Genomic DNA, 24,791 nt, shown 5'->3' on the forward strand with positions numbered 1-24,791 from the left:
CCCCGGCCCGAACCCGCCCCGCGTCCAGCAAGGCGTACGCCTTGACCGCCGTCGACCTGCAGCAACCCCAAAGCGAACCCGATAGGAGAAGAGGTGCAGTGTGATGAAACGCGCTTGTCGCCGGCCGCACCGACCCGCCCTATGGAGCCGACATGCGGTGACGTGCGAGAACGGACACGAACTGCCGTGAGCGGAACTGCGACCGGCGACCGGCGACCGGAACGAACAATGCATCCGGCGACCCCGCCGCGACGGGCACCGGCGGATTCCAGGGCTCTCACCGCGAGGCCGGACTCATCCGGGCGTCGCTGGAACAGCCCACGATGCGGCCGCAGTACACGTCCCTGACCACGCACAGACACAGCCTGCCCTCACCGGTGGCGTGCTCGGTGATGTCCGTCAGCCACAACCGGTTCGGCCCGTCCGCGGTGAAGTCGCGCCGCACCAGGTCGTCATGGACCGGCGGGCCGGACTCGGCATTCTTCTCGCGGCCCCTGCGTTCGCCGGAGGCACTCCACCAGCCGTTGTCCCGGCAGATCCGCCAGGCGGTCCGCTCGGCCATCGCCTCACCGGCGACCCGGGCCTCGTCGAGGAGGACTCCGAAGTCGGCGGCGATCTGTTCCAGCGTGACGCCAGGCTCGCGGTTGCGCGCGACCCGCACGACGTCCTCGCGGAACTCCTTCGGACACGGCTTGGGCACTGCGGCATCCTTCCAGGCCGCCTCTCAGCAAGCCAGGTCAGGCGTCACCGGCACCGGGTGCGCACCGACTGCCCCGAGGAACCAACCGTCACCTGAACCACAAGGCCGCTGCGATACCACGACGCGACGCAGCCAGGCCGAGTCCGCCGCTCACGCCATTCGGTGGGTCCTGCTGTTCACGGCCCAGATGAACTCCCGTCACGCTACCTTGTGGCATCGACTCAAGCTGAGATCACACGGTGACACACGATCGTCGTGCCCCGATCCCGATCACAGCCCTGCCCGGACACAGGGCCCTCCCTACCCGCCACTCGCGCCAGATCCTGCACTTCACGATGAGAATCGTCTATGGGAGAACGTGGTGACATGACCGACGACCGCAGCGATGTCGAAGGACACGAGCCTCAATTGATCACCGGCTGGGCACTTGCTCGTGCCGTGACCAAAGAGCTAGAGCCGGACTCCCTCCATGATCTCGACCTCACCTACTCGTCGTACGAGGCGAATCCGCGCAGCCTGCGTACGCGTCGGCAGGTGGGCGGGGCTGCCGACGTCGTGGTGGCAACGCTGGTTCCGGTGATCATCATTGGCGCGCAGTATGCCCTACAGGTACTGCAGGACGCCGTAACCCAGACAGCCACGGACAGGCTCAAGGACAAGCTGGCCCGACTCGTGGGCCAGCCGCCGCCGGACCCCGCACCGGCTCTGCCCGCAGGGGACACGTTCAGTGAGGAGCACTTGCGCGCGGCGCGCGCCGTCATTGTGGACAAGCTGACACGAAGGGAAGGGTTCCCGGCCGACCGCGCCGAGGCCGTTGCGAACGCCATCATCGCCAAGCTGGCTACAGGAGCCTGGCGGGACGACGGGCCAGTCGTACATGACGAAAGCAGCGGTGACGATCCCGCGGAGTAACGGCCATGAGGCGCAAGGCCCTGCGGTCAGTGCTGGACATCCCTGCCGCCTACAAGGTGGGTCCAGCGGTCATCCTGGCCGTCGCGTACACCCTGTCCGTCTTCGCGGGATTCTCACAGGCACCAAGCTGGCTTGACGACGGAGTGCGTTGCCAGGCCATGACCCCTTCGGTCCCCGCACTCGCGGCGGAGCGCTCCCCCGACGCGGCGTGCGATGAGGGACAGCAGTGGCGACTGGGACTCCTCGCGACCGTCGGCTTCGCCATCTGGTTCATCGCAGTCGATGCCTACGACCGGATCACTCTTGGGCACCGGAAGCCCGTGAAGAACATAGGCCCTTTGTCACAACGTCGCCCCGCGGTCGTGGAGGAGATTCGACGGATCGCAGACCGCACAGGGATGCGTGCCCCCGATGAGATCATCCACGGCGGTGGCGGAGAGCCCACTGCCACACTCCGAGGACGCCAGGGGAGCCCCTTCCTCTCGGTCGGCGAAAACCTGCTCACCTTGTTCCGGGCAGAGAATCGCCTGTTCGACGCACTCGTGGTCCATGAACTGACGCACGTCAAGAACTCCGACCCTCGCTGGCTGCACCTGACACGCGGCCTACTGATGAGCGCTGTCTTCGCTCTCCCTGTCTTCATCGTTCCGGTGCTGGCGCTTGAAGCGGCTGAAGCGGTGACTGCGGGGCACGCGCTCGGGTACGGCATCGCGCTGCCTCTGTGGCAGGCAACAGTCGCGATTGTCGTGGCCACTCTGGCCTACTGGTCCTTCGTACGGGACCGAGAACGATGCGCGGACGCGGATACCGCTCGTGTCCTGGGAGGAATCCGCGACCTGGCTGATGCCCTTCGATGGCTGCAGAAGAAAGACGAACTGAAGCAGCAACGGGCGACGGACAGAACCAGATCCTTCTTCAAGGGCCTGTTCAACACGCACCACGCGATATCCAGAAGGCTGAAGGACCTCGAATCGCCGGCCGCGGCTCTGCGGCTGACGCCCCTGCACGGGTTTCTGCTCGGATTCGCGGCAGGGCTCGTCGTCCCCATGGCGCAACTGCACATCGCCTACCTCGCCGCGGCAAGTCCGGTCAGCGACCACGCGGTAGAGTTGACGGCTGCGGCCGTGGGTTCCGCGACGGGATACATCCTGTTCCAAGGCATCCAGGCCAATACCCTCGCCGCTCACCGTACGGACGGTGAGCGAGCCGTACTCGCCTCCTGGGGCGCGACCTTGGCGATCGCCTTGGCCCTCGCAGGCGGCCTCCTCATCGGCAACGCCCTGTCATCGACGCCGTACGGGTTCCAGCGGACAGAGACGGCGGCACCGTGGCTGATGGCCCTCGGAGGGCTTCTGGCCACCGCCACACTCCTGTGCCTGTGGTGCCGCTGCGCTGCGGGGCTGATGTTCCGGGGTGGGCCCAGGCCGCTGGAATCGGGGCCTTGGCGCCGCGCGATCGATGTGACGACCGGCTTCGCCGCCGGTGTCCGGTGCGAAGTGGGCGGCATCACCGGCGCCTTGGCTTTCTGGCTCCTCTACACCCTGCACGATGCGGCCACTCTCAAGGATTTCGCGGACTACGTACTGGCCAGCCCGATGCTCTACGTTGGGCTCGCCTGCACCCTTCTCCCTCTGCGTCATATGTGGAACATGGGCCGAGACGCTGAGTCGGCCGTAGAGCAGCGACCGGCAAAGGAGCGTGCGTGGGGCCCCATCAACCACAACGCAGCGGAGACGCGGCCCCTTGTATTGCCCCAGCAGGGCGGCAACGTCAAAGACGGCGGGCCGGGGCGGCACTGCGCTCCAAAAATGTCGGTGTCGGGAATTGACCCCTCTCCCGCGGGATCCCCTATGCCATCGCCTCCCGGCCGCGCCAGAGATGTGATCGGGCCAGTGCTCCATACGCTGCTGTCCCTGGCACTCTGCGTCACCATGGTCGCACTGGAGGGCTTCACGACGCGTGTGGGATATGTCCTGCTCGCAGCAACGGTAATTGGCCTGATTTCGTTTCCTCCCGCCAAGGACCGAATGGTGTCACACCGCTGGGTGCTTGGCGCCTATTCTGTCGTGTTCTTGCCGCTCCTTTTGATGCCTCCGAAGCTGGGCATTCAGATCCACACATGGGTCATCCTCTTGGTGGTGTCGTTGGCGATCTACCTTGGACTCCGCTTCCATCCGGGCGGATTCTGGCGGCTCTGCGCCCATACCGCCGCCCTCAGTGTGGCCGTCGCACTGTGGCAGAGTCATTACACAGCGGTGCTGATGAGTTTCATATCCGTCATCGTCGTCGTGTCCGTGTCCTTGCCATTAGGACGATCCCCGGAGGACGAGGTCTACCCGTGGAGCTTCGGCTGGTCTGTGCTGGCGGCCATGGTGATCGGTGAAATTCTCGGCTGGTAGAGGCAGGTCGCAGGCGCAGGTGTGACAGCTGCATGGCGTGACAACTGAAGCGTTCAGCCGGATCTTCGTCGAGATCCACACGGGCCCGCTACCGTCACCGAGCCTTTTCCAACCTCACGCTGACGCGTGGTGAAGGACGAGGACGGCCTGGACGATCGCTGTGACGCGGTTGGTGCCGCAGCGGAGCTTCCCGTAGGAGACGCCAGCCCTTCAGGGTGGCCATGGCCTGCTCGCCGAGGCAGCGGATCTTGGCGTGTGTGCTGTTGTGGGGGCGCTGCCACCGCTTGAGGCGACGGCCGCGGAAGGGCACCCGGATGAGTCCGCCGACACCCTGGTATGCCTTGTCTGCCCCGCACTTGAGGTCGGCCTTGGCGAGCGCGTCGACGATGCCGTGGCTGCGGGCGGCGGTCAGGTCGTGGGTGGAGCCGGTCAGCGCGGGCGAGACCCACAACAGTCGACCGAAGGGGTCGGTGAGGACCTGGACGTTCATGCCGTGGCGCTTGTGTTCGCCCGAGCGATACGGGGTGTCAGCGGCGATCCGGTCGATCGGCAGCAGGGTGCCGTCGAGGATCACGAACGCCTTGGTCCGCACGACGTGCATCACCTCGGCCAGGGTGGGCGCGAGGCCGGCCAGCACCTCGACGGCCTCGTGTATGTGGCGGTATGCGGTCGCGATGCCGTTACCGAACCCGGCGGCGAGTTGGGTGTAGGTGTCACCACAGCGCAGATGGGCTGGCGAGTGTCCGGCGGATCATGCCGCTTTCCTGATGGGTGACGCTTCTCCTGCTGGTGAGCGGGGTCCGGTGCGTGCGGCTGCGAGGCGGAGGAGGCCGTCGGTCGCCGATGCGGAGCATCGGCGACCGACAACAACGCCGCGGACGGGCGTGCCGGACCCCGCGGCCCATGCATGATCCGCCGGACACGACCTAAGCCCGGTTTCAGGCCGCGCTACCCGGACGAGCTGTACGCGCTGCTCACCGACCGGTTCACCCTGAACGGCACGCAGCGCGCCCTCGACCTGGGCTGCGGCTCAGGCACCGTGGCCCTGGAGCTGGCCAGCCTCGTCGGCACCGTGTCCGCCGTCGACCCGGCGGATGGGATGCTCGAGCAGGGCCGGATTCTGGCCGACGAGCGGGGCGTGCGCAACGTCCGGTGGCAGCAGGGCGACTCCAGCGCCCTGCTTGCCCTGGGCCTGCCGCCGCTCGACTTAGCAGTTATGGCCAAGTCCTACCGCTGAATGGACCGCGTGCAAGTCCTGGCCGACTTGGACAAGCTCACCACCAAGACGGCCGGCGTCGTCATCCTCTCGGCCGGGCCGCCCGGCACCACTCCCCTTCCGGGCTGGGCACCGGTGGTCGCCGACGTCCGCGCCGCCTACCTGGGCACGGTCCGCCGGGCCGGGAGCGGGGTGTACCCCGAGCCGGAGGAGACATACCAGTCCACGGTGGAGCGCTCGCCGTTCTCGGCTGTCGAGGTCGTGCCGTTCGACCAGGTGCTGGTGCGCAGTCTGGATGAGCGATCGGGCTGCAACTGAGCAACTCCTATTCCACCCCCGCCCAGTCGGGCCGCGCCAGGGTGCGTTCGAAGAGGACCTGCGCCAGGCGTTGCTTTCGTTCGACCCGGCGGGCCGATACGAGGAGACGATCCACACCGACGCCCTCATCGCCACCCGCCCGTAGCCACAATTCAGCACCTCCCGCCCAGCGTGGCTCTGACGTCGTTCTCCGGCCCCGCCGCGACGGCCAGCACTGGACCCGGATCGTGAAGATCGATGACGGCTTGAGGTGGCCCCACTTGAGAGTCGGCGCAGATCCGCGGCACAAGAGGGTGGGGCCATCGCAAACCGTCCCTTCACAAAATGGGACCAGCTCAAGCCGTCACGGTGGGGCCGCTGAACAACGTCACGGCCACCCAGCGGGGGAACTCACGTGTGTGGGTGCTCGGTGGCTGCCTGCCACAGGGGACGGAAGTAGTCGGTCGATCCACCGAGGATGCCCAGCAGCAGAACCAGGGTGGGCCAGTCGCAGGGCTCGTTGCGTTCGAGGATGGCGGTGACCTGGTGAGCCTGAAGCCGCCACCGTGAGCGTATGCAGATCTCCTGCGGGGTTGGCTGTCCGGCCCGCACGTGCAGGGTCCGCAGGGCCGTGACCAGTTTGCGGATGGCCTGTGCTCGGTCGCTGACGCCGGCGAGCGAGTCGATGCCCCTGGAGTCGTCGACCCGGCTGCGCGGAGGGCGTCGGCGCAGCTGTTCAGTTTCCCATAATTTGCGCACTATGGCGGGGTCTGCCCCGCACGTTTGGGCCAGGCGCTCGGTGATGGGCCAGGAGGGGACACGCTGTCCGCTGAGGATCCGGCTGAGGTAGGAGGGGGAGCATTCGACGCGGTGGGCGAGGTCCTGAAGCGGAATCTCGGAGGCGCGAGCCAGCATGGACAGCACGGGGGCAAGGCTGTTGTAGGCGGGGCCGGTGGCCTCGGCTGCCGCGGGCACCGCGCCGTCATCCGGCACGGCTGCGTCGTAGTGCCGGGAGGGCTCGCTGTATAGGGCGCTCAGGGACTTGGGGATGGCACGCAGACGGGACACCTGGCGGAGGCGACGCAGGACGTAGTCGTCGGTGTACCGGTGCCGCGCAGTGTCTTCGCTGATGGTCAATGCCTGGCCGATACGGGACCAGGTCACCCGCCGCAGCCGGGCACGCCCGACCAGGCCGGCAGTCAGACAGTCCAGCCGTTCCCGCATCTGCTGCGCCTGGTGCAGGAACTCCTCCGGGTCGTCACCGCTAAGCTGACGGAGCAGAACACGGGCGTCGTCCTGCAGGTCCCGTATCACTTCGCCCAGTAAGTCTTCCAGCTGGCTAGGTGCAGAGCGCGATGGGCCTTCAGCGTGGGAGCACGCCGCGGACGGCTTGGGCCGAATCGGCGGCCGGGGCGGCCTGGGGGCGCTACCGGCGCGTGCGCGATGGGCTGACTTCCGGCAGCCGGCGGAACAGTACTTGTGCGGCCGTCCGACTTTAGGGGGCTCTGGCAGAGGTTCCGCGCAGAACTCGCAGTGGTCCACAGGGTGCTTCTTCCTGTCCTTCGCACGAGGTGTTCAGCGATTGCGTCGCTGGAAGGGGCAAACAATGACCGGTCCTTTTCGTCGCAGCGACCAGGCACGCCACGGTTTCGTCGGCCAGCCTTCTTGGGGCGGCAGGGGGGTGGTGTCGCCCGTTTGCGACACCACCCACTGGCGTGCTCAGCAGCGCAGACGTCGTGCTGGTGGGCAGGTCAGAACGCTCGTGATCAGGGTCACGAGCACGCTGGCCAGTACCTGCGCAGCTAGCTCGGCTTGGCCCCTTGCCCCCAGGCTCGTGCTGGAGATCAGCAGAGTCAGCAGTACAGGAATGGCCAGGAACCCAATGAGGATTGCCTTGCCCGTCCTGGCAACAGGGTCGGCAGTTTCGTCGCCCCTGTTAATCTGCTTTCCGGGCGCCTGACGGGCCACGGCACGCTTGCTGCTGTGGCACCGGGATGATCGAGACATGTGAAGTCCCTTCAGGTGTCGGTGTTCGGCGACGCGCGCAGGTCTCGGATGTGGTTTGGCGACCGTGTGAGGATCTGCGCGCGTCCGAGCGTGACACTAGCGACACTCTGTGCTAAATCCGAATCATCGTAGACCGTCATAAAATCGCACCTTTCGCAGGTCAACGGCTTGCAGGCTTCCATCGCGCCGCCTGCCCAGTCGGAAGATTCGCCGGTACAGGGAAAGTGCCAGCTGCGCTTGCCAACTTCGTGGTAGGAGAAGGAAGTTGAGAGACCAGCTGCGAGGCTGTTGTTGGCTTTCGGTGATGTACGACCGTGTCCTGGCCCGGTGACGGCGAGGGATGATCCGCAGCCGGCCGGGTCGGGTGACTGACGGGGCGGTCCTGCCGGATGGTCGGTCCGGCACCTCGCCGCCCCGTCACCGCTGAGGATTTCACCGTCCATGAAGTCCCGAAGGCGGTCCTGGCAGTCTTTGGCGCCCCTCCAGCGGCGGCAGTCTGGCGGCCTCCCCGGCATGCCACATCGGCAACCAGTATGACCAGCAGTCGGCACCGCTACCGGCCACCGCACCCCGCTGGTGATCCCGCCTGCGGCCCTGATGGCCCGTTCGAACAGCGCGGCCGCGGGGAGCCAGCGGTGAGCGTCGACACCGCCGCGCTCGCGGTCGAGGCGCTGGTGCGGGTGACCGGGCGGCCGCGCGAGGAATGCGCGCGCCGTGAGGCCGAGCTGGATCGGGACCTGGGCGTGGACAGCCTGTCGCTGCTCGAACTGGTGGTGATCCTCCAAACCCGACTCGCGATCTCTGTGCCGGATGAAGTCACCGCGCGTATCCGAACGGTCGCAGACTTGCAGGATGCGGTGGCCCCACCTGTGGCGGCCGCGTCCTCGTCCGAGCCGACCCCAAGGACTCCCTCGTGAGCGAACGCGTCATCAACCCCCGCAGCCGCGGGTTCCTCTTCCTCGACTCCCACCCGGCCGGCTGCGAGCGGCTCGTCGAAGACATGTGGCAGGCCGTCACGCCCCCGTCGTCCGCTCCGGGCGGGGACGGGCCGGTGGCGCTGGTCATCGGCTCCTCCGCCGGGTACGGCCTCGCGGCCACGATCGCCGGACTCGCCCGGGTCGGGATCCGCGGCATCGGCGTGTGCTTCGAGAAGGCACCCACCGAGCGGCGCACCGGCACGGCCGGCTGGTACCGGACCGCTGCCACCGCCGAACTCGCCCGCACCCACGGCCGGGACATGGTCTTCCTCAACGGCGACGCGTTCAACAACGCCATGAAGGACCAGGTCGCCGACCTCCTCGCCGAGCGGCTCGGCGGCCGACTGGACTACCTCATCTACTCCGTCGCCGCGCCACGGCGTACCGACCCGGACACCGGCACCACCTACGCCTCTGCACTCAAGCCGATCGGTCGCACCTACCGCACCAAGACCCTCGTCTTCGACGACCAGGGAGCCCCCGAGGTCAAGGAAGTCGAGACCGCTCCGGCCGAGGGCGACGACATCGAGCAGACCGTGGCCGTGATGGGCGGCGCGGACTGGGAACGCTGGATCGACCACCTCGCCGACCGCGGCCTGCTCGCCGACGGCTTCGCCACCGCCGCCCTGTCCTACATCGGATCGCCGCTCACCGCCGCGATCTACCGTCAGGGCACCATCGGCGCCGCCAAGGCCCACCTGGAAGCCACCGCCCGGACGTTGGACGAACGACTCGGCAAGCTCGTCGGCGGCCGGGCGGTGACCTCGGTCAACGGCGCGGCCGTCACCCAGTCCTCCACCGCCATCCCCGGCATCGCCCTCTACATCGGCCTGCTCCGCGGCGTCCTCGGCCAGGCCCTGGTCCCGCCCATCGGGCAACTGGTCAAGCTCTGGGACCAGCTCACCGGCGCCCACCCGCTCACCCTCGACGACGAAGGCCGCGTACGCCTCGACACCTGGGAACTCACCGACTCTGTACAAGCCCAGGTGGCCGAGCGCTGGCAGAAGGCCACCAGCGACACCATCGCCGGCCTTGCCGACCTCGACTGGTTCCACGCCGAAGTGCAGCGCCTGTACGGCTTCGCCGTGCCCGGCATCGACTACACCACGCCGGTTGAGACCAACGTCCCCTGGCCCGACCTGACCACCTGAACCCCGGCAGGCCCGGCACACATACCGCCCTCGGACGACGCCCGATCCGTCGTACGCGGCGCGGGCGAGACCGGGCTCCAGACCAGCCGCCGCCGCGACCGGCACCTCGATCACGCGCCTGGTCTTCCGGTCCCACGCCCTGTCACCCATGCCATGTGATCATGCCGGTAAGCCCGTATGCGGCCAGGCCCTTTCCCGCCCCGCCCCCTCCGGAGCGCCTCACTCAGCTCGTCCCCCAGGGAGACCCACGGCGGAGAGCCCCCAACTCCCGGGACGGCAGGGCTCGACGAGGCCCGCCACAGTACTGATCATCGTCATGGCGCGAACCCGCGCCGCAGTGGATACGAGCGAGGTGACGAGATGAGCGACGTCGGCTGGGGACTGGCAGACCCGAACTGGGGCTGACCGGCTGGGCCCGCGGATGCGTTCGTGAACCCGCCCATCAGGGGCCGCTCCGGCACGCATCCGCGCGGCCACGGCACTGGCACGTCCCGGCCCCACCGGCCGTAGGCTCCGTTAGGCCGTCGCGGAACAGGCGGTGCGCCAGGCTGACCGCCGCCGGGGCGGTGGTGAAGAACCCCGTGGTCACCCGCTTCTCGGGGTGGCATGCTCTGCCTCCACGCGAAAAGGGAGGCTCGCGATGAGCGATGACCGTCCGGAGACACGGCTCCTCGACTGCACCGAGTGCTTCGCCCTGCCGGGCCCGGGCCCCGACAAGGTCCGTGTCAGGTTCTGCGGTCCGACAGGCCCTATCACGGAGATGTGGCACACGCGGGACTGCCCTCGGCGCGACATGACGGAGATCATGAACGACGAGAGCCGCCGGCAGGCCGCCCAGGAAGCCGAAGCCTGGGCCGAGGGCGTCTTCCCCGGCGTGTACGAGCGGCTGAAGCGTGCCGCCGCCGCGCTGCCCGTCGACACCCCCGAGCGGCCGTTCGTGGCGGCCCTGACCGAGCTGGTGCAGGCACAGGCCGAGGACACCGGCGGCTCCGTCACCCTGCCCACCTGGGTGAAGATCCTTGAGCGGCACTTCCCGCCCGACCTCCCCGACTCCAACCACACCACCGAATAGCCCGGCCACCGGGCTATCCCGCGCTGTGGTGACGGCGGACGTCCGCGTACACCCGCGCCCGCACTCCCGGTTCCCCTGGCATGCGCCAGACCGGGGTGATCCCTGAGGTCGCCCACCGCTGCTGGAGTAACTCCATCACCGCACTGACGGTGTCCTCGTCAGCGGCGGCCACGTCCAGGACGACCAGCCCCGGCTCACTGATGTGCTGCTCGTCGATGCGCATGACCTGACCGACGAGGGCGGGACGGCGTCTGGTTCGCTGGCCGTCTCACTGTTACACGGACGGGCGACCCAGCATCGCCCCGGTTGACCTGCCCTGCGGGCCTACCGGGCCCGGGCCGTCGACGCCGGGTGCGCCTGGGGTAGCCACCGATCGGCAACCTGACACAGGTGATGCGCGTCGGTCCCGTCCAGCACGCTGGACGGGACCGCTCACTGTGGCGGGCTGAGAACGCTCATCCGGCGGATGGTGAGCTCGCCAGGCAGCACGGCAGCGAGTTACCGAACGAGACGGCTCACCATGGCGGCCGCACCCCTCTCTGTCAGCCTTGGGTGAGACGTCCCGCTTCGCCGGGTTAGCCTGAGAGGGCACGACAGGAGAACCATCCCCTCATGACCAGCACCAACCCCGCCGAGTCCGATCCGGCCCCCAGGCCGAAGCGCCGCACTTTCAGCCCCGAGTACAAGCTGCGGATCGTGGCCGAGTACGACGCCGCTCCGAAGAACGAGAAGGGCGCGGTCCTGCGCCGCGAGCGGCTGTACCACTCGCACGTCAAGGAATGGCGGGCCGCTCGGGATGCCGGGGCCCTGGAGAAGCTGGTCGACAAGCGCACCAGTCCGGCCCGGCCGAAGAAGCCGGCTGCCGAGGCGGAGAACGAGAAACTGCGCCGCCAGGTGGAACGGCTGGAGAAGGAACTGGCCCGGAACAAGGCCGCGTTGGAGGTCATGGGAAAAGCTTCCGCGCTCTTGGAAATGATCTCCGAGGGCGCGGACTGAACGCTGCCGCCGACCCGGTGGTCGACGACGCGTTCACCGGCGTCGAGTACGAACTCGGTGTCACGGCGGCCTGTCGGCTGACCGGCCGCTCCAGGGCCACCCACTACCGCCGGCTGCGGCCCCCATCGGAGCGAAAGCCCAGGAAACCGCAGGTCCAGCCCTCGGCCCTCACGCCCGAGGAGCGGGCGGCGGTCCTGGAGCTGATGAACAGCGGCGAGTACGCCGAGCTGCCGCCCGCGCAGATCTGGGCCCGCGAGCTGGATGCCGGGCGCTACCACTGCTCCGTGTCCACGATGTACCGGATCCTGCGCGAGAGGGGGCAGTCCGGCGAGCGCCGCCGCCAGGCCACCCACCCGGCCAGGGCGGTGCCCGAGCTGGTGGCCACCGCACCCTCGCAGGTGTTCACCTGGGACATCACCAAGGCGGCCGGACCGGTCAAGGGCGTCTGGTATCACGCCTACGTCATCATCGACATCTTCAGCCGCTACGTCGTCGGCCACACCGTCGAGCGGGCCGAATCAGCGGTGCGGGCAGAGGAGTTGATCCGCGAGACCATCATCCGCAACGGCATCGTGCCCGAGACCGTGCATGCCGACCGTGGCACGTCGATGACCTCGAAGAAGGTCTCGCAGCTGCTGATCGACCTCGGCGTCACCCGGTCGCACTCGCGGCCGAAGACCTCCAACGACAACCCCTACAGCGAGGCCCACTTCAAGACCACGAAGTACATGTCCGACTACCCCGAACGGTTCGACTCGCTGGCCCACGCCCGTGAGTGGTTCGACGCGTTCATCGCGTACTACAACCACGAGCACCGGCATTCGGACATCGGCTGGCACACGCCCGCCAGCGTGCATTTCGGCACCGCCCAGGAGGTCCGCGACCAGCGGGCCGTCACCCTCGCCGAGGCATACGCCCGCCACCCCGAACGCTTCGGCCGCCGCCCCCGACCACCCCGGATACCCCAGCAGGCATGGATCAACGACCCGGCCAAGCGCAGGGAACCCGCACCACAAACCTCATAGCGTCATAACCGTCTCACTGGACTTGAAATCTTCCGCACCGGCCATCGCCCCCAAGACGGCCGCGCCGACGCCCAAGGGCTCGGCCAGCGAGGGATGAACACGGGCAACGTAGACCGCGGCTCCTGTGATCACGAGGACCATCACCAACCCGAGCAGCAGCAAGGCAGTACGCAGAGAGCGCTTCGGGGGATCGGGTGCTGGCTGTTCCTGCTCGCGCGTCGGCGGGGCCGCGCGCGGTTGGGCAGGGAGGCGGGTGGCGTGCAGCGAGTTGGCGCCTGTCTTCTGGCCGATAATCAGCAAGTCCATGGTGTTGCCCGGGTTGCCCCGTTAGCGTCCCGGTCATGACGCATCGCTGCCACGACTGCATCGACTTGGACCGGCTGCTTCGCCTCATTGGCATCCTTGGCTCCCCCACAGAGAGAGACTTCTGGGCCAGTTGGCGTACCGACGTGGACGGCTACGGCTACAAGAAGATCAAGTCCGGGATCGAGGGCATCGCCAGGTCCGCCGAGATGTCCGACATGCACGACCACGACTACCGGGCCCATGACTTCGCCGACTACGTCCTCTTGCTTTTTGCCACCGACTCTCCGGAGAAGGAAGCCGAGCTGGTGGATGAGATCGGTCGGTCCATCACTTCCGGTGACTCGCAGGCCGTCGGTACTCAGTTCCTCGCTGACCTCCGCAGCACGGCGTGGCGTGTGTGGCGGGACCACCACAGTGCCGACGCGGCCACCACGATTCAGCAGTGGACGGATGCCCCGTACGCGCACGAGACGGAGAAATGGCGGAAGCTCAGGGGCGACTGAGCTGTTACGGCGAACTCAAGCGCTGATCCTGGGGCGTAAGCCGCCGCACCGGCCGCCCGGTCGGCAAGTCCGCCGCTGGGCCGCTGGCTCAAGCAGCACCCCACCACCGGACGGCTGTCCATCGACGCCGCCAAGGTCGCCGCCGAGGCCCGCCTGGACGGCAAGTACCTGCTGGCCACCAGCGACCCGGACCTGTCCGCCGAGGACGTCGCGCTCGGTTACAAGAACTTGCTGGAAGCCGAACGCGCCTTCCGCACCATGAAATCCACCCTCGACCTGCGGCCGGTCCACCACCGCCTCGACGAGCGGATACGCGCCCACGTCCTGCTGTGCTGGCTCGCCCTGCTGCTGATCCGTGTCGCCGAACGCCGCACCGAACAGACCTGGCCCACGATCAACACCGAGCTCGGCCGCCTCCACCAGGTCACCCTCTCCGGCCCGGCCGGCAGCCTCCAGCAGACCACCCGCCTCACCGCCACCCAGACCAAACTCTTCAAGGACTGCGGCGTGTCATCCCCACCAAAGATGAGCGGCCTCAAGACCCCCGAATAGCCACTGACCTGGGAAAACGTACTCCGGAGCCGTGGGCAAACGGCCCCGGAGCCTCCCCATGCCCATCACCGCAGGTCAGCCCCCAGATCCGCCACCGCCGCATGCCCACCAACTGTCGAACCCGGGCGAATGCTCCAGACTCACGCAGCTCTCTCCAGATCCCTCGGGGCCGCCAAGAGACCCAGCACATGATGCGTACCCCGTGCTGATCCGTATCGTTGGTAGTAGCTCCGGATAAAGCGCCGAGATCGCATTCAACGGCAGTACGCGAGGAGACACGAGAAGGCACCCAAAGCGTCTGCGGCTCTAGCCGCTACAACTGCCAACGCCGTAGTGCAGGCCACAGCAGGAGTTCGTTCCGGTCAGGATTACTACTTGGCCAAGACGCCTTGGTGTCCCGCCAGCCAGTGCTTCTTCCCCGTACTGTCTGGACAGGTGCACGGTCTACGCGGCCCAAGAACAGTTTGAAGCAGCCCGGTCCATGAGGGCTGTCGCGCCCCAAGCAACCGCATCCCTCGGCGTCGTTCGGTTCACGGTGAACTATCCAGGAGCAGCCCGCAGCTTCCTGCAGGACGTGTGGGCGAACCCTCGATCGAGCCCTGAGGAGACGCCATGACACAGACCACCCGCCCCCGCTCCGAGACAGCTCAGGTGGACGCTCAGGCGACAGCCGTCGGGCCTGTGGTCTTCGCCGCATTCATGCTGATCATCACCGGTGTCATGGACCTCCTCCAAGGCATCATGGGCATCGCCAAGGACGACATCTTCGCGAAAACACCGAACTACACGTTCCAGTACGACGTGACCATCTGGGGCTGGTTCCACCTCATCCTCGGAGCCATAGCCATCCTCGTGGCCCTGAGCCTGCTCAGGGCCTCCCCCTGGGCACGGAGCACCGGCATCGCGATCGCGGGAATGCTCATCATCACGAACTTCCTGTCGCTGCCGTACTACCCGATCTGGTCGGTCATCTGCATCGCCCTGTACGTCTTCGTCATCTGGGCGATGACGGCCGCCGGTGCCGGGAGCACAGGGAGGACCCGGAGCAGGATGGACGAGCTCGCCAAGCTGTCCGAGATCAGGGCAAGGGGTGATCTGACCGAGGAGGAGTTCCAGCGGGCCAAACTCAAAGCCTCGGCCGAGATATCGGTCTCCGCCGCAGAGGGCAGCATCGCGAGGTACAACATCCAACAGGGGAGAGATATTCAGGTCGGCGCGGTGGGGGACAGAGCGGCGACACTGAAGCCGAGAGCGGATAAGACCAATCACTCAAACGCGGGCGAGCCAGAAGCCCGCCGACTGGTGGCGCGCCTTGCGGAGCAGACCGATGTGGGGCGGAAGATTCCCTTGCACGTGCAGGTAGTATGCGGCTCTGAATCTGACCTCGGCTCGTCGCTCCGCCCATTCCTGATACCACCGGAAGGCGCTCGCGTGACGGTCACCGTCGATGCCCCTGGCTTGCTGGCCCTCGATGACATGCAACAGGAGCTGACGATCCTCCTAGGCGAGGACTCGGACGTGCTGCGGTTTGGATTCCAGGCGGCCATCCCGGGCCTACATCAGGTGACGGTCCGCGCGTACCGGGGAGGGACATTCCTCGGCGAAGTCCAGTGCCAAATCTCCGTCGAGCCCGGTGGTGTTACCAGGGACGGTCCGAAGCGCTCTGCCCCCCTGCCGTCGGTGGCATTTGACCCTGGTGAGGTCACCCTGCAGGTAGTGAGGGGCACCGAGGCAGGCACCTTCAGCTTCCAGCTGTTGAGCGAGACGACCCATGCCCCAGAACCCTTCCGCTTCCGGGCGGGCGATCCCCGCGCAGAAGCGAACCAGATCTACGCGGAACTCAAGGGAACGGCCCGCGGCGATGGCAACCGTGACGCTGCCCAGCTTCGGCGCCGGCTACGCGCCTACGGCATTGGGCTGTGGAGCTCAGTGGTCCCAGAGGCAGTGAAACGCCAGTTCTGGGAGGTGGCCGACCGCATCTCCTCGTTCACCGTGGTGGGCGAACACGATGCGGTGCCCTGGGAACTGCTCTATCCGCTCGACCGAGAGCACGACGACCATGGGTTCCTGGCCGAATGGGTTCCCGTCGTGCGCCGTGTCTTTGGCCAGGCCCCGGTCCGCGACCTCGACCTGCCTGGCGTCACCTTTGTAGTCCCTCCCGATTCTCCCATCGATTCCGACGAAGAAGTCCGCAGGGTGCGTGCTCAGTTCGGATCAGGGGTGCGGGACGGCGGGGTCCTGACCAAGTGCGCCGAGCTCACCCAGCTGATCAAGGAGGGCCATGCCGGGGCGCTGCACTTCGCCTGTCACAATACCTTCACGGCTTCTAGCGGCTCCCGCGTCAGGATGGACGATGGGGACTTCGACCCGGTCGACCTCAATGACGCCGCCAAACTACGGAGCCTGAGCTCGCACCATCCGCTGGTGTTCTTCAACGCCTGCCGCTCAGCTGGGGAGATCGACTGGTTCGGTGAGAGCCTCGGATGGGCCCCTCAATTCCTCAAAGCGGGTGCAGGTGCATTCATCGGCACACTGTGGGCGGTGCGTTCGAAGTCCGCTCTCAAGTTTGCTGACGCCTTCTACAACAGCCTCCTCGCCGAAACGCTGTCGCTCGGCGAGGCCTCGCTCGCAGCACGACGAGCCATCAGCGGCCAGCAGGGGGACCCGAGCTGGCTGGCCTACGCCGTCTACGGCAGTCCCGCAGCGACAGCCCACATCACCCGTACGTGAGGGAGCAGCACAGCATAGACGCTCCGGTGTTCGTCATCCACGGGGTCGCCAACCGCGACCGGGACAGCTTTGTGAATGCCGTCGCGTCCCTTAAGGCCGCCTCCGGTGTCGAGATGGTGCCGGTCTACTGGGGGGATCTCGGAGCGGAAGACCGATTCATCAACCTCACGCTTCCTCCCGCAGCCGCCGGCCGCATCGAGGCGACCGGTATCGAACTGCGTGATCGTGGTGAAGCAGGACCCGACCAGGTAGACGCCTCGGTGCTGCTGTCCGTACTTGCGGCACCGACAGACCGCCGGGGGCAATGGAACACGCTGGAAGCTGCCGTCCGCGCCCGCCTGACCGAGGACGCGGAGGTATCAGGTTTTGACCTGCGGGACGGCGACGCTGAGAGGCCCGACCCCGACGAGGTCCTGGAGTACCTCGAAGAGGAGTGGCCCGAAACCCAGTGGTTGTGCCGCACGGACGACGCCAGACTGCTGCTGGAGACCGGACGGTCCCTCGCCGAAGCCCTCATTGACTCCGCAGACCTCAACGATGGCCACGAGGAACTCCGCGACGGCGCCGGGAAGGGCAGAGGTCTTCGGGCCCTGGTTCGCCGCCGTCTGCAGGACCTGGACCGAGTGGTCGGCGCCGCCATCCAGGCCACTGCAGGCAGGATCAACCACGCGCTGCGAACCGGGTTCGGGCCCGGCACCACCCGCTTCCTCGGCGACGTCCTGGTCTACCAACGTCACCAGGCCGCCATCCACGCCCGGGTACAGGAAACCATCGCAGCGGTTGACCCCGCCCTCGGCCGCACCCCCGATCGACCCGTCCGCATCGTAGCCCACAGCCTCGGTGGAGTCATCGCCGTCGACATGGCCACCGCCACCCACCCGCTATGGACCAGCTCCCTGCTCACCTTCGGCTCCCAGCCAGCCTTCTTCCACGCCTGCGACCCACGCGGCGGACAACTGACCCCATACGCCGGCGACGGCGCTGTAGTGCTCCCCGAATCACTACGCCGGTGGACAAACCTCTGGGAACCCCTCGACCTGCTCGCCTTCATCGCCTCCACACTCTTCCGCCTTCACGACGGCACACCCCCCGACGACATCCCCGTGTCCCACACAGCAAGCTCCGGCCTCTGGACACACTCCGCCTACTGGGAAAATCCCGACGTCGCAGCGGCCATCAACACCGCTATGAACACTCCGTGAGGGAGTTCGTCCCGGGCGGCCCGGGCCAGGGGGATGACGGTGTCCAGACCGGGGCTGACCGGCAGCCCGCACGCGGCCAGATACGCGGCGGTCACGGTGGCAGCGAACAGCAGGCCCGGCCCGGGCGGGTCGATCCTGTCCACGTTGCCGGGCTGGCTCTCCGGGTACGCGCGGGTGCTGCTGACGGTGACCGAGGACGGCACCGCTAAGAGGCAGCCGCTGCCCGGCACCGCGTCCTGCATGTCGGCGCGTACGTGCGCGGCGCCGACGTTCGGCCACCCGCACACTGGGCCCCAGAAGTCCCGGACCACGCGGCACAGCCTCGAGCGGCTCACCGCCGCCGAGGACGCGTTCCACCTGCGGTTCCTCCCCCAGAGTGCGATGCCCGACGCGCAGATGACCACCGTCGGCGAGGTGCCTCCTCACCGCTGTAGTACTCCCAGAGGGTGTTGGCTAGTGAATTGCGCCGATTAATCTGACCAGTCAGCTTGAGGTCGTCCCGTCGAAAGGATGAACCCAACGTGCAGGGCTGGGTGTTCAGGCACAATGCCCCTCGGGTTCGTCGCCAGAGTGCCCCAAGAATCCGAGAACCCGTCGGTTTCTAGTCGTCGGCGACAGCATGATCGAGGCCGCCATCTGCGACGGCGACATCGTCACCGTCCGACGCCAGGACTCCGGCGACCACGGGGACGTCGTCGCCGCGATCCTGGACGGCGAGGCCACCGTCAAGCGCCTGCGCCGCGAGAACGGCCGGGTGTGGCTGATGCCCCACAACGCTGCGTATGAGCCGATCCCGGGCGACGACGCGGCCATCCTCGGCAAGGTGGTCGCCGTCCTGCGCACTCTCTGAGGACCACGAAGAGCGGTCCGCCCGGTCGACGTGCGAAGGACTCCCGGGCGGACTCCGCTCCCCACGCTGCCCTGCCGCCGACCGGGACACCGTGAACACGGCCGCAGTCTGGGCCGAACGAGGCAGCCCCCGACCGCTGCCGCGCGATACGCCGTTCCGGCCCGGAACACCTCGCCCGCTGCCAGACTCTGGACCATCCCGCCGAGGCGAAGAAGGGCCTGTTCGTGACCGAAGACGACAAGCGCGTTGAGCAGTACGCGATGGACGCCGCCCAGGCACACACCGAGCTGGCCCGGCGGCTGGTCGACGCGCCGCTGGAGTACCCGCTGGAGGCGTACCGGATCCTCAGCGGCCTCACACGCAGCGCGCACGAACTGCCCCAGCCGCTCGAGCTCCTGGAGGGCGGCATCTACCGGCTGCGCGCCGGCGACCGCCTGGAAACAGATTTCAGGGGCACATCGCTGGAGGAGAAGCTGCAGGACTTCCGCGCCGGCCTCGCCGAAGCCAGCGAAGCCGTCCAGGCCGTTGAGGGCCTGGACAAGGCGTACCGCGCGATCGGCCACGTCTCGTACAAGGAAGCTGCCGAGCCCCAGCCCTAGGTGCGCCGCCTCATTCACGGTCGAATTTCTATAACCGCCGCAGGTCAGACGGCGGCGCAGCCCGCCCCGTCAGCCCATGGCGCCGTCCTCGCGGGCCGTGTGCACGGTCTGCCGCAGCTCCCGCTGCCGGCTCCCGTCCGCCGGCACCGTCCGGCACATCGCCCCCGCAGCCGCAGCGCATCGCGGGCACGGGTGGCCGAGAGCCTCCCGGTTGCGCTCCATGTCGTACGACGTCAGGTTCGCGTACCGCGCCGCGTGGGCACCTCGGAACCGCCGCGCCCGGGCAAGTGGCAGGCACAGCTCGCCGACCGGCGCTCCGCACTGCCAGCACGGCCGTACGTAGACCACATAGCTCTCACCAGTGACCGGCCCTTCGCCGGGCCCCAGTCGGCCGACGACGTACAGCTGCCAGTCCGGCGGATCGGGACCGTCCCAGTCGTTCATGTGCTCAGCATGAAGTCCGGGCCGCGGGCGTCGAGACAATCCGCCGGCCGCTGAGGTGGCCGCTTCGTGGATGCCCGGAGCCTACCCGCCCCTCGGTCAATGCTCGCCCGTCCTGTCACCGCCGCGAGTGACGCATGTGCGCAGCACCTTCGTTGACGGGGCGGTCCGCCGCGCGGCGGACCACGGCGGCCGGGGCTGGCCCGCTTCGCGGCCCTCGCCCCTTGCTGCGTGCCGGCGCTCCGGCTGCGCTGCGCCCCGGACCGAGCGCTGCGCGCTCTCACGCACTGCGGAGGCCAGGGCTGTTGCAAAGTTAGTTGATCTACGGTTTCTGCTGGTCAGGTTGGGTGTGACTGGAACGGGCGAAGCTCCGTTGTGCGGGTGACCTTCCCAAGTCGCCTGCAAAACAACGGAGCTTCGTGTGTCCGAGCCTGCCATGCCTGGCCTGTGTGCGGAGTGTTGTGGCGTTGTGTCGGGGGTGCAAGGCTTCGCCGGGCGCCTGGCGCGGGTGCGGGACCCGCGGATAGCGCGTGGGCGCCGGTTCGGGATCCAGACGGTGCTGCTGGTTGCTTGTGTGCGATGGCCTGCGGTTTCGATACCTTCCGGGCGATCGGCCAGTGGGCCCGGAGGGCGGATCAGGACACGCTCGCACGGCTGGGCTGCCGGCCGCGCGGCCCGTTCGGGCTGCGGAGGGCGCCGTCGGCGGCGACGGTCCGCCGTGTGGTGGCCGGCGTGATGCCCGGCGGGCTCGAACAGCTCCTGCGCGTGCTCGAATTCGGTGATGACCTGCGCCTTCTTGCCGTGGATGGGAAGACGCTGCGTGGTTCGTTCACTCGTGACCATGGGCCGGTGCAGGTGCTGGGTGCGATGAGCGAGCGCGGGCACGTCCTCGCCCAGCAGGCCGTGCCGGACAAGACCAACGAGATCCCCGGGTTCGCGCCGCTGCTGCATGTTCTCGACCTGGCCGGCACGGTGATCACCGCGGATGCGCTGCATACGCAGCGTGGGCACGCGCAGGTGATCGTCGAGGAGTTCGGGGGTCACTACGTCTTTACCGTGAAGAACAACCAGCGCGACCTCTACGCGGCCTGCCAGAAGATTCCGTGGGACGAGGTCCAGGGTGAGTACAGGAGGACCGATCGCGGCCACGGCCGTACCGACACGCGTGCTGTCAAGGCTGTGACCTGGGAGGGTCTCGACTTCCCGCACCTGAGGCAGGTGGCCCGGATCATCCGCTGGCGCTACAGCCGCATCACCGGCCGCCGGTCGAAGGAGACCGTCTACGTGATCACCAGCCTTCCCTCGCGGCTCGCCGATCCCTGCCGGATCGGTGAGATCGTCCGCAGCCACTGGGGCGTGGAGAACAGCGGCCACTACGTCCGCGATGTCACCTTCCGTGAGGACGCATCGAGAGTTCGTACCGGCTTCGGAGCCCAGAACATGGCCCTCCTCCGCTCCATCACACTCAACTTCCTGCGACTGATGGGCATGCCGATCGCCGACGCCCGCCGCGAACTCGCCCTCCAACCTCACACCGCCCCACTTGAGCTCTTCGGACACCACCTGTGACCAGCAACGTCATCCCGAGAAAAGGACTTTGCAACAGCCCTGCTGCGGAGGCCGGTCAGCCGGTCGCTGAGGGCGCTGCGCGCCCCGCTCCCTTGCTCCGCACTGCCCGCCTCCTTGCCCGCGGCGCTACGCGCCACGGGGCACCGCCGACGCCCGCCGCGCAGTGCCCCGCCCCGTCACCCATATGCCAGGCGACCAGCGGAAATTGACCCCAGAAACCGCCGCGAACCACCCCCCTTCAGTGACTCGTGAATGGTATAGTTGTCTTGTTGATCGGCGGTGGCAGCCGGCCAACGAACCGAAGGCACACCCAACCCGAGGGAGAGCTATGTCCCACCCCGAGACTCAGGTCACCGCCGAGAAGACTGCCGCGAAGAACGAAAAGAAGCCCGTCAAGCCGACCGCGCACTTCGCCGGAATGCACGCGCAGATCACCGAGGCGCTGAGCATCGCCGAATTCGGCGTACCGACCCAGGCTCAACCGCTCGCACAGCGCGGCGTGCTCATCCAGACGAGCCACAACCGGCTCACCCTCAGCACCTTCGATTTCTGGACCGCCGTGTCGGTCACGGTGCCCGTGGGCACTCCCGTCGCGAAGGGATATTCGCTGCTCGATTTCGTTGAGCTGAAGAAGGCGCTCGCCGCGATGGTGGCGGGCGAGACTAAGACGGTCGCTGCCCGCACGCCGGTCTCGCTCGCCGGGGACCTGCTGGCCACCGAGCACATCACCGTGCCGATCACCGCGCTCGACATCCACGAGTTCACGCACCCGCCGGAGGCCGTGCCCGCCATGGCCACCATGGATGCGCAGACGTTCCTCGCCCAGCTGAACCGCGTGCTGCCCACCGCGGGCCGTGACGAGACCCTGCCGACCCTCACCGGTGTCCAGATGACTCTGGAGGGCGAGACGCTCGCCATGGCGGCCACCGACCGCTACCGCTTTGCGGTCGCGGAAGTCCCCGCGACCGCCACGGTGCAGCCGCTGGAGAAGCCGCTGACCACCCTCATCCCCGCTGGCATCCTCGCCCCTCTGGCCAAGCGCCTGAAGTCGTACGAAGGGCCTGTAGGCATTGGCATCATCGAGAACGGCGAAGGCGTCATCGCCCGGGCCGCCCTGTCGATGGGCGACACCACCATCACGATGCGCCCGCTGGAGGGCAGCCTGCCCAAGCACGGCAGCCTGTTCCCGACCGAGTGCGACACGTCCGTCCGCGTCGACCGCGCCACGGTCGTACGGGCCGCGAAGAAGTGCCAGGCCCTCATCAAGGCCAAGGGCGAGAACGGTATGCCCGTCAGCTTCGGGTGGGACGCAGACGGCACCCTCACCCTCGCCCCGCGCATCGGGACCGCTGACGAACAGGCCCGCACCAAGGGCATGACCATCCCGTCCACGATCACCCACGGAAGCGCCGACACCCTGCAGGGCAACCTGCTCGCCCTCAACCCCGGCTTCCTCCTGGACGCGCTCGGCACGTTCACCAGCAACACCGTCACCCTGCACATCCGCGAGATGAAGGACGGACTCACCACCAAGCCGGTGCTGCTCACCGAGGGGCCCGACATGGTCGGTCAGGACTACCGGCACCTGCTGATGCCCATCCGGCTCGACCTGAGCAAGTAGCCACCCCTGCGGGGCGGGACACAGTCCCGCCCCGCCCTGCGGCGGGGAGTGGCACCCCGCCGCACCGGAGACACCACACGAACAGGAGGCACCCATGCAGACCCCGCTGCTCGACTGGAGGGGCACACCGATCGCCCCCGAATCCCGAGTGCTCTTCCCGCGGAAGTGGGGGCGCAGCGCCCACTCCACAGAGATGGCTGAGGGAAGCGTCAAGGGCTTCACCCCGGCAGGACGGGTGACCGTGGAGATCCTGCGCCACTCCCGCCCTCGATCGGGAGGAGGCACCGCCAGCGCCTGTTACGGAGTCCCGGCGCACAGTGTGACGGTCGTCCCCGCCGAAGAGGGGCAGCGGCCGGCCGCCGTCCACCGCAGTGAAGGATCGCCTGCGGCCGAGATGAACGAGTACGCGTTCGAGCTCGAACTGAGCGCCGTGGTACGGGTCAAGGCCCCGTCCTACAGGTGCGCACGTGAGGTGGCCGAAGCCATCCAGAGCTACGACGTCAACGCCCCGCTTACAGTGCTCGGAGAGTCCGCAGAACTGACCGAAGTGTCTGTCTCCTTGGAAGACGGAGATGCCATCACTCTGATCGAAACGAACGGTGAGCCGGTTTGATCACCATCACCCTCGCCGTTGCTGCTGTCGGTGCGGCCGTCTGCCTGTTGGTCGGTCGACTCAACAGGCCGCCCAAGCCGTTCGCGGCCGGCACAGGCAGGAGTGGGCCGATCGCCGCCGTGCGCGGAGTTCCCAGCCGCGTGCGGCAGGCCAGGCGGGCACGGGCACTCACGCCCAAAGTTGTAGAGCGTCAGGTGCTGGAGGGGGAGCACGATCAGATCAAGGACGCGTACGGCCGCTACCTGACGGATGGTTGGGCGATGTCCGAGCGCCCGCGCCTCAGTGATCTTTCAGTAAAGGAAACGGTGGCGTTCCTGGATGCCATGGCAGCAGCGAATGAGGCCCGCGAATCGGCCGACAACGCCGCTTATAGAGAGGCGGTACTTGCCCTCTACAAAGCGTGGAGAGAGGCGGATGAGCGCCCTCTATAACAGAAGCGCATTCCGAGCGACAGGGCCCCGATAGGGACCCTGTCTGTTTTTAATACTCCGGAAATAGCTCCATGACACCGCGTCAGTTTCGGCGGGTGCGTGATGGGGCGTCAGGTGGTGGTGTGGGGAATTGTTCGGGCGGGTGTTGCGCCCCCTCGGTCGGTATTTAGTGGCTCTGGATTGTCGGCCGTGAGGCCGTGTGTGAATTTCGGGGCCGGCGTGTCTGTGTGGGGGAATTCCGGTGCGTGCTGGAAAGGGGGGAGTGGCCCGCCCGTCAGGGCGGCGGGGAATCATTCCGCGCCGTGCCCCGGGACGGGGCGGCGGCTCCCGGGCACGTACCGCCGTACCGGTACCGTCACCCCACCCCGGCCCCCTCGGCCCCGACAGGGCCCCCACCTACCGCCCGACACCCCGTCACTCTGCCTAGCAAGCAGGGGACATGGGGACAGAACCCAGACTCTAGCCACGCCCTCACTACGAAACACCCCCGCACCCCCCGGCCCCGACAGGGGCCCCACCCCCACCCCCACCGTGTCCGCCACCGGCGGACACCCCGTCACCTCACACACCATCAATTCCCGCAACGCGGGAATTGAAAGAAAGCCTGAAAGGCTTTCAAAAC

At 67.6% G+C, this 24,791-nt stretch carries 22 protein-coding genes and 4 pseudogenes; 19 read left to right on the forward strand and 7 right to left on the reverse strand.

Annotated features, from left to right (window positions below; translation table 11 throughout):
* Positions 1-116: 116 nt before the first annotated feature.
* Positions 117-556: pseudogene (locus QCN29_RS37370) on the reverse strand (DDE-type integrase/transposase/recombinase); the annotation flags it as partial.
* A gap of 510 nt (positions 557-1,066) precedes the next feature.
* Here QCN29_RS37370 and QCN29_RS33705 point away from each other — a divergent pair.
* Complete coding sequence (locus tag QCN29_RS33705; protein WP_279932923.1) at positions 1,067-1,612, forward strand: hypothetical protein; 546 nt, start codon at positions 1,067-1,069, stop codon at positions 1,610-1,612.
* Between the two features lie 5 nt (positions 1,613-1,617).
* Positions 1,618-4,011: a M48 family metalloprotease gene (locus tag QCN29_RS33710; protein ID WP_279932925.1), complete on the forward strand. Its 2,394-nt coding sequence runs from the start codon at positions 1,618-1,620 to the stop codon at positions 4,009-4,011.
* A gap of 114 nt (positions 4,012-4,125) precedes the next feature.
* On the opposite strand, the pseudogene QCN29_RS33715 reads toward QCN29_RS33710, so the two are convergent.
* Positions 4,126-4,744, reverse strand: a pseudogene (locus QCN29_RS33715) (transposase family protein); the annotation flags it as partial.
* Between the two features lie 174 nt (positions 4,745-4,918).
* Between QCN29_RS33715 and QCN29_RS33720 the strand changes: the two are divergent.
* Both QCN29_RS33720 and QCN29_RS33725 read left to right on the forward strand, forming a co-directional pair.
* Positions 4,919-5,248, forward strand: a complete 330-nt coding sequence (locus tag QCN29_RS33720) for a class I SAM-dependent methyltransferase (protein ID WP_279932927.1) — start codon at positions 4,919-4,921, stop codon at positions 5,246-5,248.
* Positions 5,249-5,545, forward strand: coding sequence for a hypothetical protein (locus QCN29_RS33725; protein WP_279932929.1), 297 nt, complete (start codon positions 5,249-5,251; stop codon positions 5,543-5,545).
* Positions 5,546-5,935: 390 nt separating this feature from the next.
* On the opposite strand, the gene QCN29_RS33730 is transcribed toward QCN29_RS33725, so the two are convergent.
* Positions 5,936-6,838, reverse strand: coding sequence for a helix-turn-helix domain-containing protein (locus tag QCN29_RS33730; RefSeq protein WP_279932931.1), 903 nt, complete (start codon positions 6,836-6,838; stop codon positions 5,936-5,938).
* 1,328 nt (positions 6,839-8,166) lie between these two features.
* On the opposite strand from QCN29_RS33730, the gene QCN29_RS33735 reads away from it, so the two are divergent.
* From QCN29_RS33735 to QCN29_RS33745, 3 genes are all read left to right on the forward strand, one after another.
* On the forward strand, positions 8,167-8,448 hold the full coding sequence (locus QCN29_RS33735; RefSeq protein WP_279932932.1) for an acyl carrier protein: 282 nt from the start codon (positions 8,167-8,169) through the stop codon (positions 8,446-8,448).
* On the forward strand, positions 8,445-9,659 hold the full coding sequence (gene fabV, locus QCN29_RS33740) for an enoyl-[acyl-carrier-protein] reductase FabV (protein ID WP_279932933.1): 1,215 nt from the start codon (positions 8,445-8,447) through the stop codon (positions 9,657-9,659). The genes QCN29_RS33735 and fabV overlap by 4 nt, the downstream gene beginning before the upstream one ends.
* A gap of 640 nt (positions 9,660-10,299) precedes the next feature.
* Positions 10,300-10,731 carry a hypothetical protein gene (locus tag QCN29_RS33745; RefSeq protein ID WP_279932934.1) on the forward strand — a complete coding sequence of 144 codons (432 nt, stop codon included), beginning with the start codon at positions 10,300-10,302 and terminating at the stop codon, positions 10,729-10,731.
* Positions 10,732-10,744: 13 nt separating this feature from the next.
* Here the strand turns inward: QCN29_RS33745 and QCN29_RS33750 are convergent, their stop codons facing one another.
* On the reverse strand, positions 10,745-10,954 hold the full coding sequence (locus tag QCN29_RS33750) for a DUF6207 family protein (RefSeq protein ID WP_279932936.1): 210 nt from the start codon (positions 10,952-10,954) through the stop codon (positions 10,745-10,747).
* 389 nt (positions 10,955-11,343) lie between these two features.
* On the opposite strand from QCN29_RS33750, the gene QCN29_RS33755 reads away from it, so the two are divergent.
* Together QCN29_RS33755 and QCN29_RS33760 are read left to right on the forward strand one after the other, a co-directional pair.
* Positions 11,344-11,727 carry a hypothetical protein gene (locus tag QCN29_RS33755; protein WP_279932937.1) on the forward strand — a complete coding sequence of 128 codons (384 nt, stop codon included), beginning with the start codon at positions 11,344-11,346 and terminating at the stop codon, positions 11,725-11,727.
* Between the two features lie 17 nt (positions 11,728-11,744).
* Complete coding sequence (locus QCN29_RS33760) at positions 11,745-12,752, forward strand: IS3 family transposase (protein ID WP_279932938.1); 1,008 nt, start codon at positions 11,745-11,747, stop codon at positions 12,750-12,752.
* Here the strand turns inward: QCN29_RS33760 and QCN29_RS33765 are convergent.
* The gene (locus tag QCN29_RS33765; protein WP_279932939.1) at positions 12,747-13,058 is read right to left on the reverse strand and encodes a hypothetical protein; all 312 of its coding nucleotides are present in this window, start codon (positions 13,056-13,058) and stop codon (positions 12,747-12,749) included. The two genes, QCN29_RS33760 and QCN29_RS33765, sit on opposite strands and share 6 nt — an antisense overlap.
* A 35-nt stretch (positions 13,059-13,093) precedes the next feature.
* Here QCN29_RS33765 and QCN29_RS33770 point away from each other — a divergent pair, with 35 nt between their 5' ends.
* From QCN29_RS33770 to QCN29_RS33785, 4 genes and pseudogenes are all read left to right on the forward strand, one after another.
* Entirely contained in the window at positions 13,094-13,561 is a 468-nt protein-coding gene (locus tag QCN29_RS33770; RefSeq protein WP_279932941.1) for a hypothetical protein, read from the forward strand.
* A gap of 69 nt (positions 13,562-13,630) precedes the next feature.
* Positions 13,631-14,113: pseudogene (locus tag QCN29_RS37375) on the forward strand (IS1634 family transposase); the annotation flags it as partial.
* 612 nt (positions 14,114-14,725) lie between these two features.
* Positions 14,726-16,843, forward strand: coding sequence for a DUF7144 family membrane protein (locus tag QCN29_RS33780; protein ID WP_279932943.1), 2,118 nt, complete (start codon positions 14,726-14,728; stop codon positions 16,841-16,843).
* A gap of 26 nt (positions 16,844-16,869) precedes the next feature.
* Positions 16,870-18,045, forward strand: a complete 1,176-nt coding sequence (locus QCN29_RS33785; RefSeq protein WP_279932945.1) for a lipase family protein — start codon at positions 16,870-16,872, stop codon at positions 18,043-18,045.
* Here the strand turns inward: QCN29_RS33785 and QCN29_RS33790 are convergent.
* Positions 17,988-18,356, reverse strand: a complete 369-nt coding sequence (locus QCN29_RS33790; RefSeq protein WP_279932947.1) for a hypothetical protein — start codon at positions 18,354-18,356, stop codon at positions 17,988-17,990. The two genes, QCN29_RS33785 and QCN29_RS33790, sit on opposite strands and share 58 nt — an antisense overlap.
* Positions 18,357-18,649: 293 nt before the next feature.
* Here QCN29_RS33790 and QCN29_RS33795 point away from each other — a divergent pair.
* Together QCN29_RS33795 and QCN29_RS33800 are read left to right on the forward strand one after the other, a co-directional pair.
* A pseudogene (locus QCN29_RS33795) lies at positions 18,650-18,895 on the forward strand (LexA family protein); the annotation flags it as partial.
* A gap of 224 nt (positions 18,896-19,119) precedes the next feature.
* Positions 19,120-19,494, forward strand: coding sequence for a hypothetical protein (locus QCN29_RS33800; RefSeq protein WP_279932948.1), 375 nt, complete (start codon positions 19,120-19,122; stop codon positions 19,492-19,494).
* A 69-nt stretch (positions 19,495-19,563) separates the two neighbouring features.
* Here the strand turns inward: QCN29_RS33800 and QCN29_RS33805 are convergent, their stop codons facing one another.
* The gene (locus tag QCN29_RS33805; protein ID WP_279932949.1) at positions 19,564-19,938 is read right to left on the reverse strand and encodes a zinc finger domain-containing protein; all 375 of its coding nucleotides are present in this window, start codon (positions 19,936-19,938) and stop codon (positions 19,564-19,566) included.
* 576 nt (positions 19,939-20,514) lie between these two features.
* On the opposite strand from QCN29_RS33805, the gene QCN29_RS33810 reads away from it, so the two are divergent.
* The 4 genes from QCN29_RS33810 to QCN29_RS33825 all read left to right on the forward strand — a co-directional run bounded on the left by QCN29_RS33810 (position 20,515) and on the right by QCN29_RS33825 (position 24,169).
* Entirely contained in the window at positions 20,515-21,504 is a 990-nt protein-coding gene (locus tag QCN29_RS33810) for an ISAs1 family transposase (RefSeq protein ID WP_279932950.1), read from the forward strand.
* A 328-nt stretch (positions 21,505-21,832) separates the two neighbouring features.
* Positions 21,833-23,125 (forward strand): DNA polymerase III subunit beta, encoded by a 1,293-nt coding sequence (locus QCN29_RS33815; RefSeq protein ID WP_279932951.1) that lies wholly within the window; start codon positions 21,833-21,835, stop codon positions 23,123-23,125.
* A 94-nt stretch (positions 23,126-23,219) separates the two neighbouring features.
* A complete protein-coding gene (locus QCN29_RS33820) occupies positions 23,220-23,738 on the forward strand; it encodes a hypothetical protein (RefSeq protein ID WP_279932952.1) in 519 nt (172 codons plus the stop codon).
* The gene (locus QCN29_RS33825; protein ID WP_279932953.1) at positions 23,735-24,169 is read left to right on the forward strand and encodes a hypothetical protein; all 435 of its coding nucleotides are present in this window, start codon (positions 23,735-23,737) and stop codon (positions 24,167-24,169) included. The genes QCN29_RS33820 and QCN29_RS33825 overlap by 4 nt, the downstream gene beginning before the upstream one ends.
* The last annotated feature ends 622 nt before the right edge of the window (positions 24,170-24,791 follow it).

Origin of the sequence: Streptomyces chengmaiensis (assembly GCF_029846775.1) — a bacterium.
GTDB lineage: Bacteria > Actinomycetota > Actinomycetes > Streptomycetales > Streptomycetaceae > Streptomyces > Streptomyces chengmaiensis.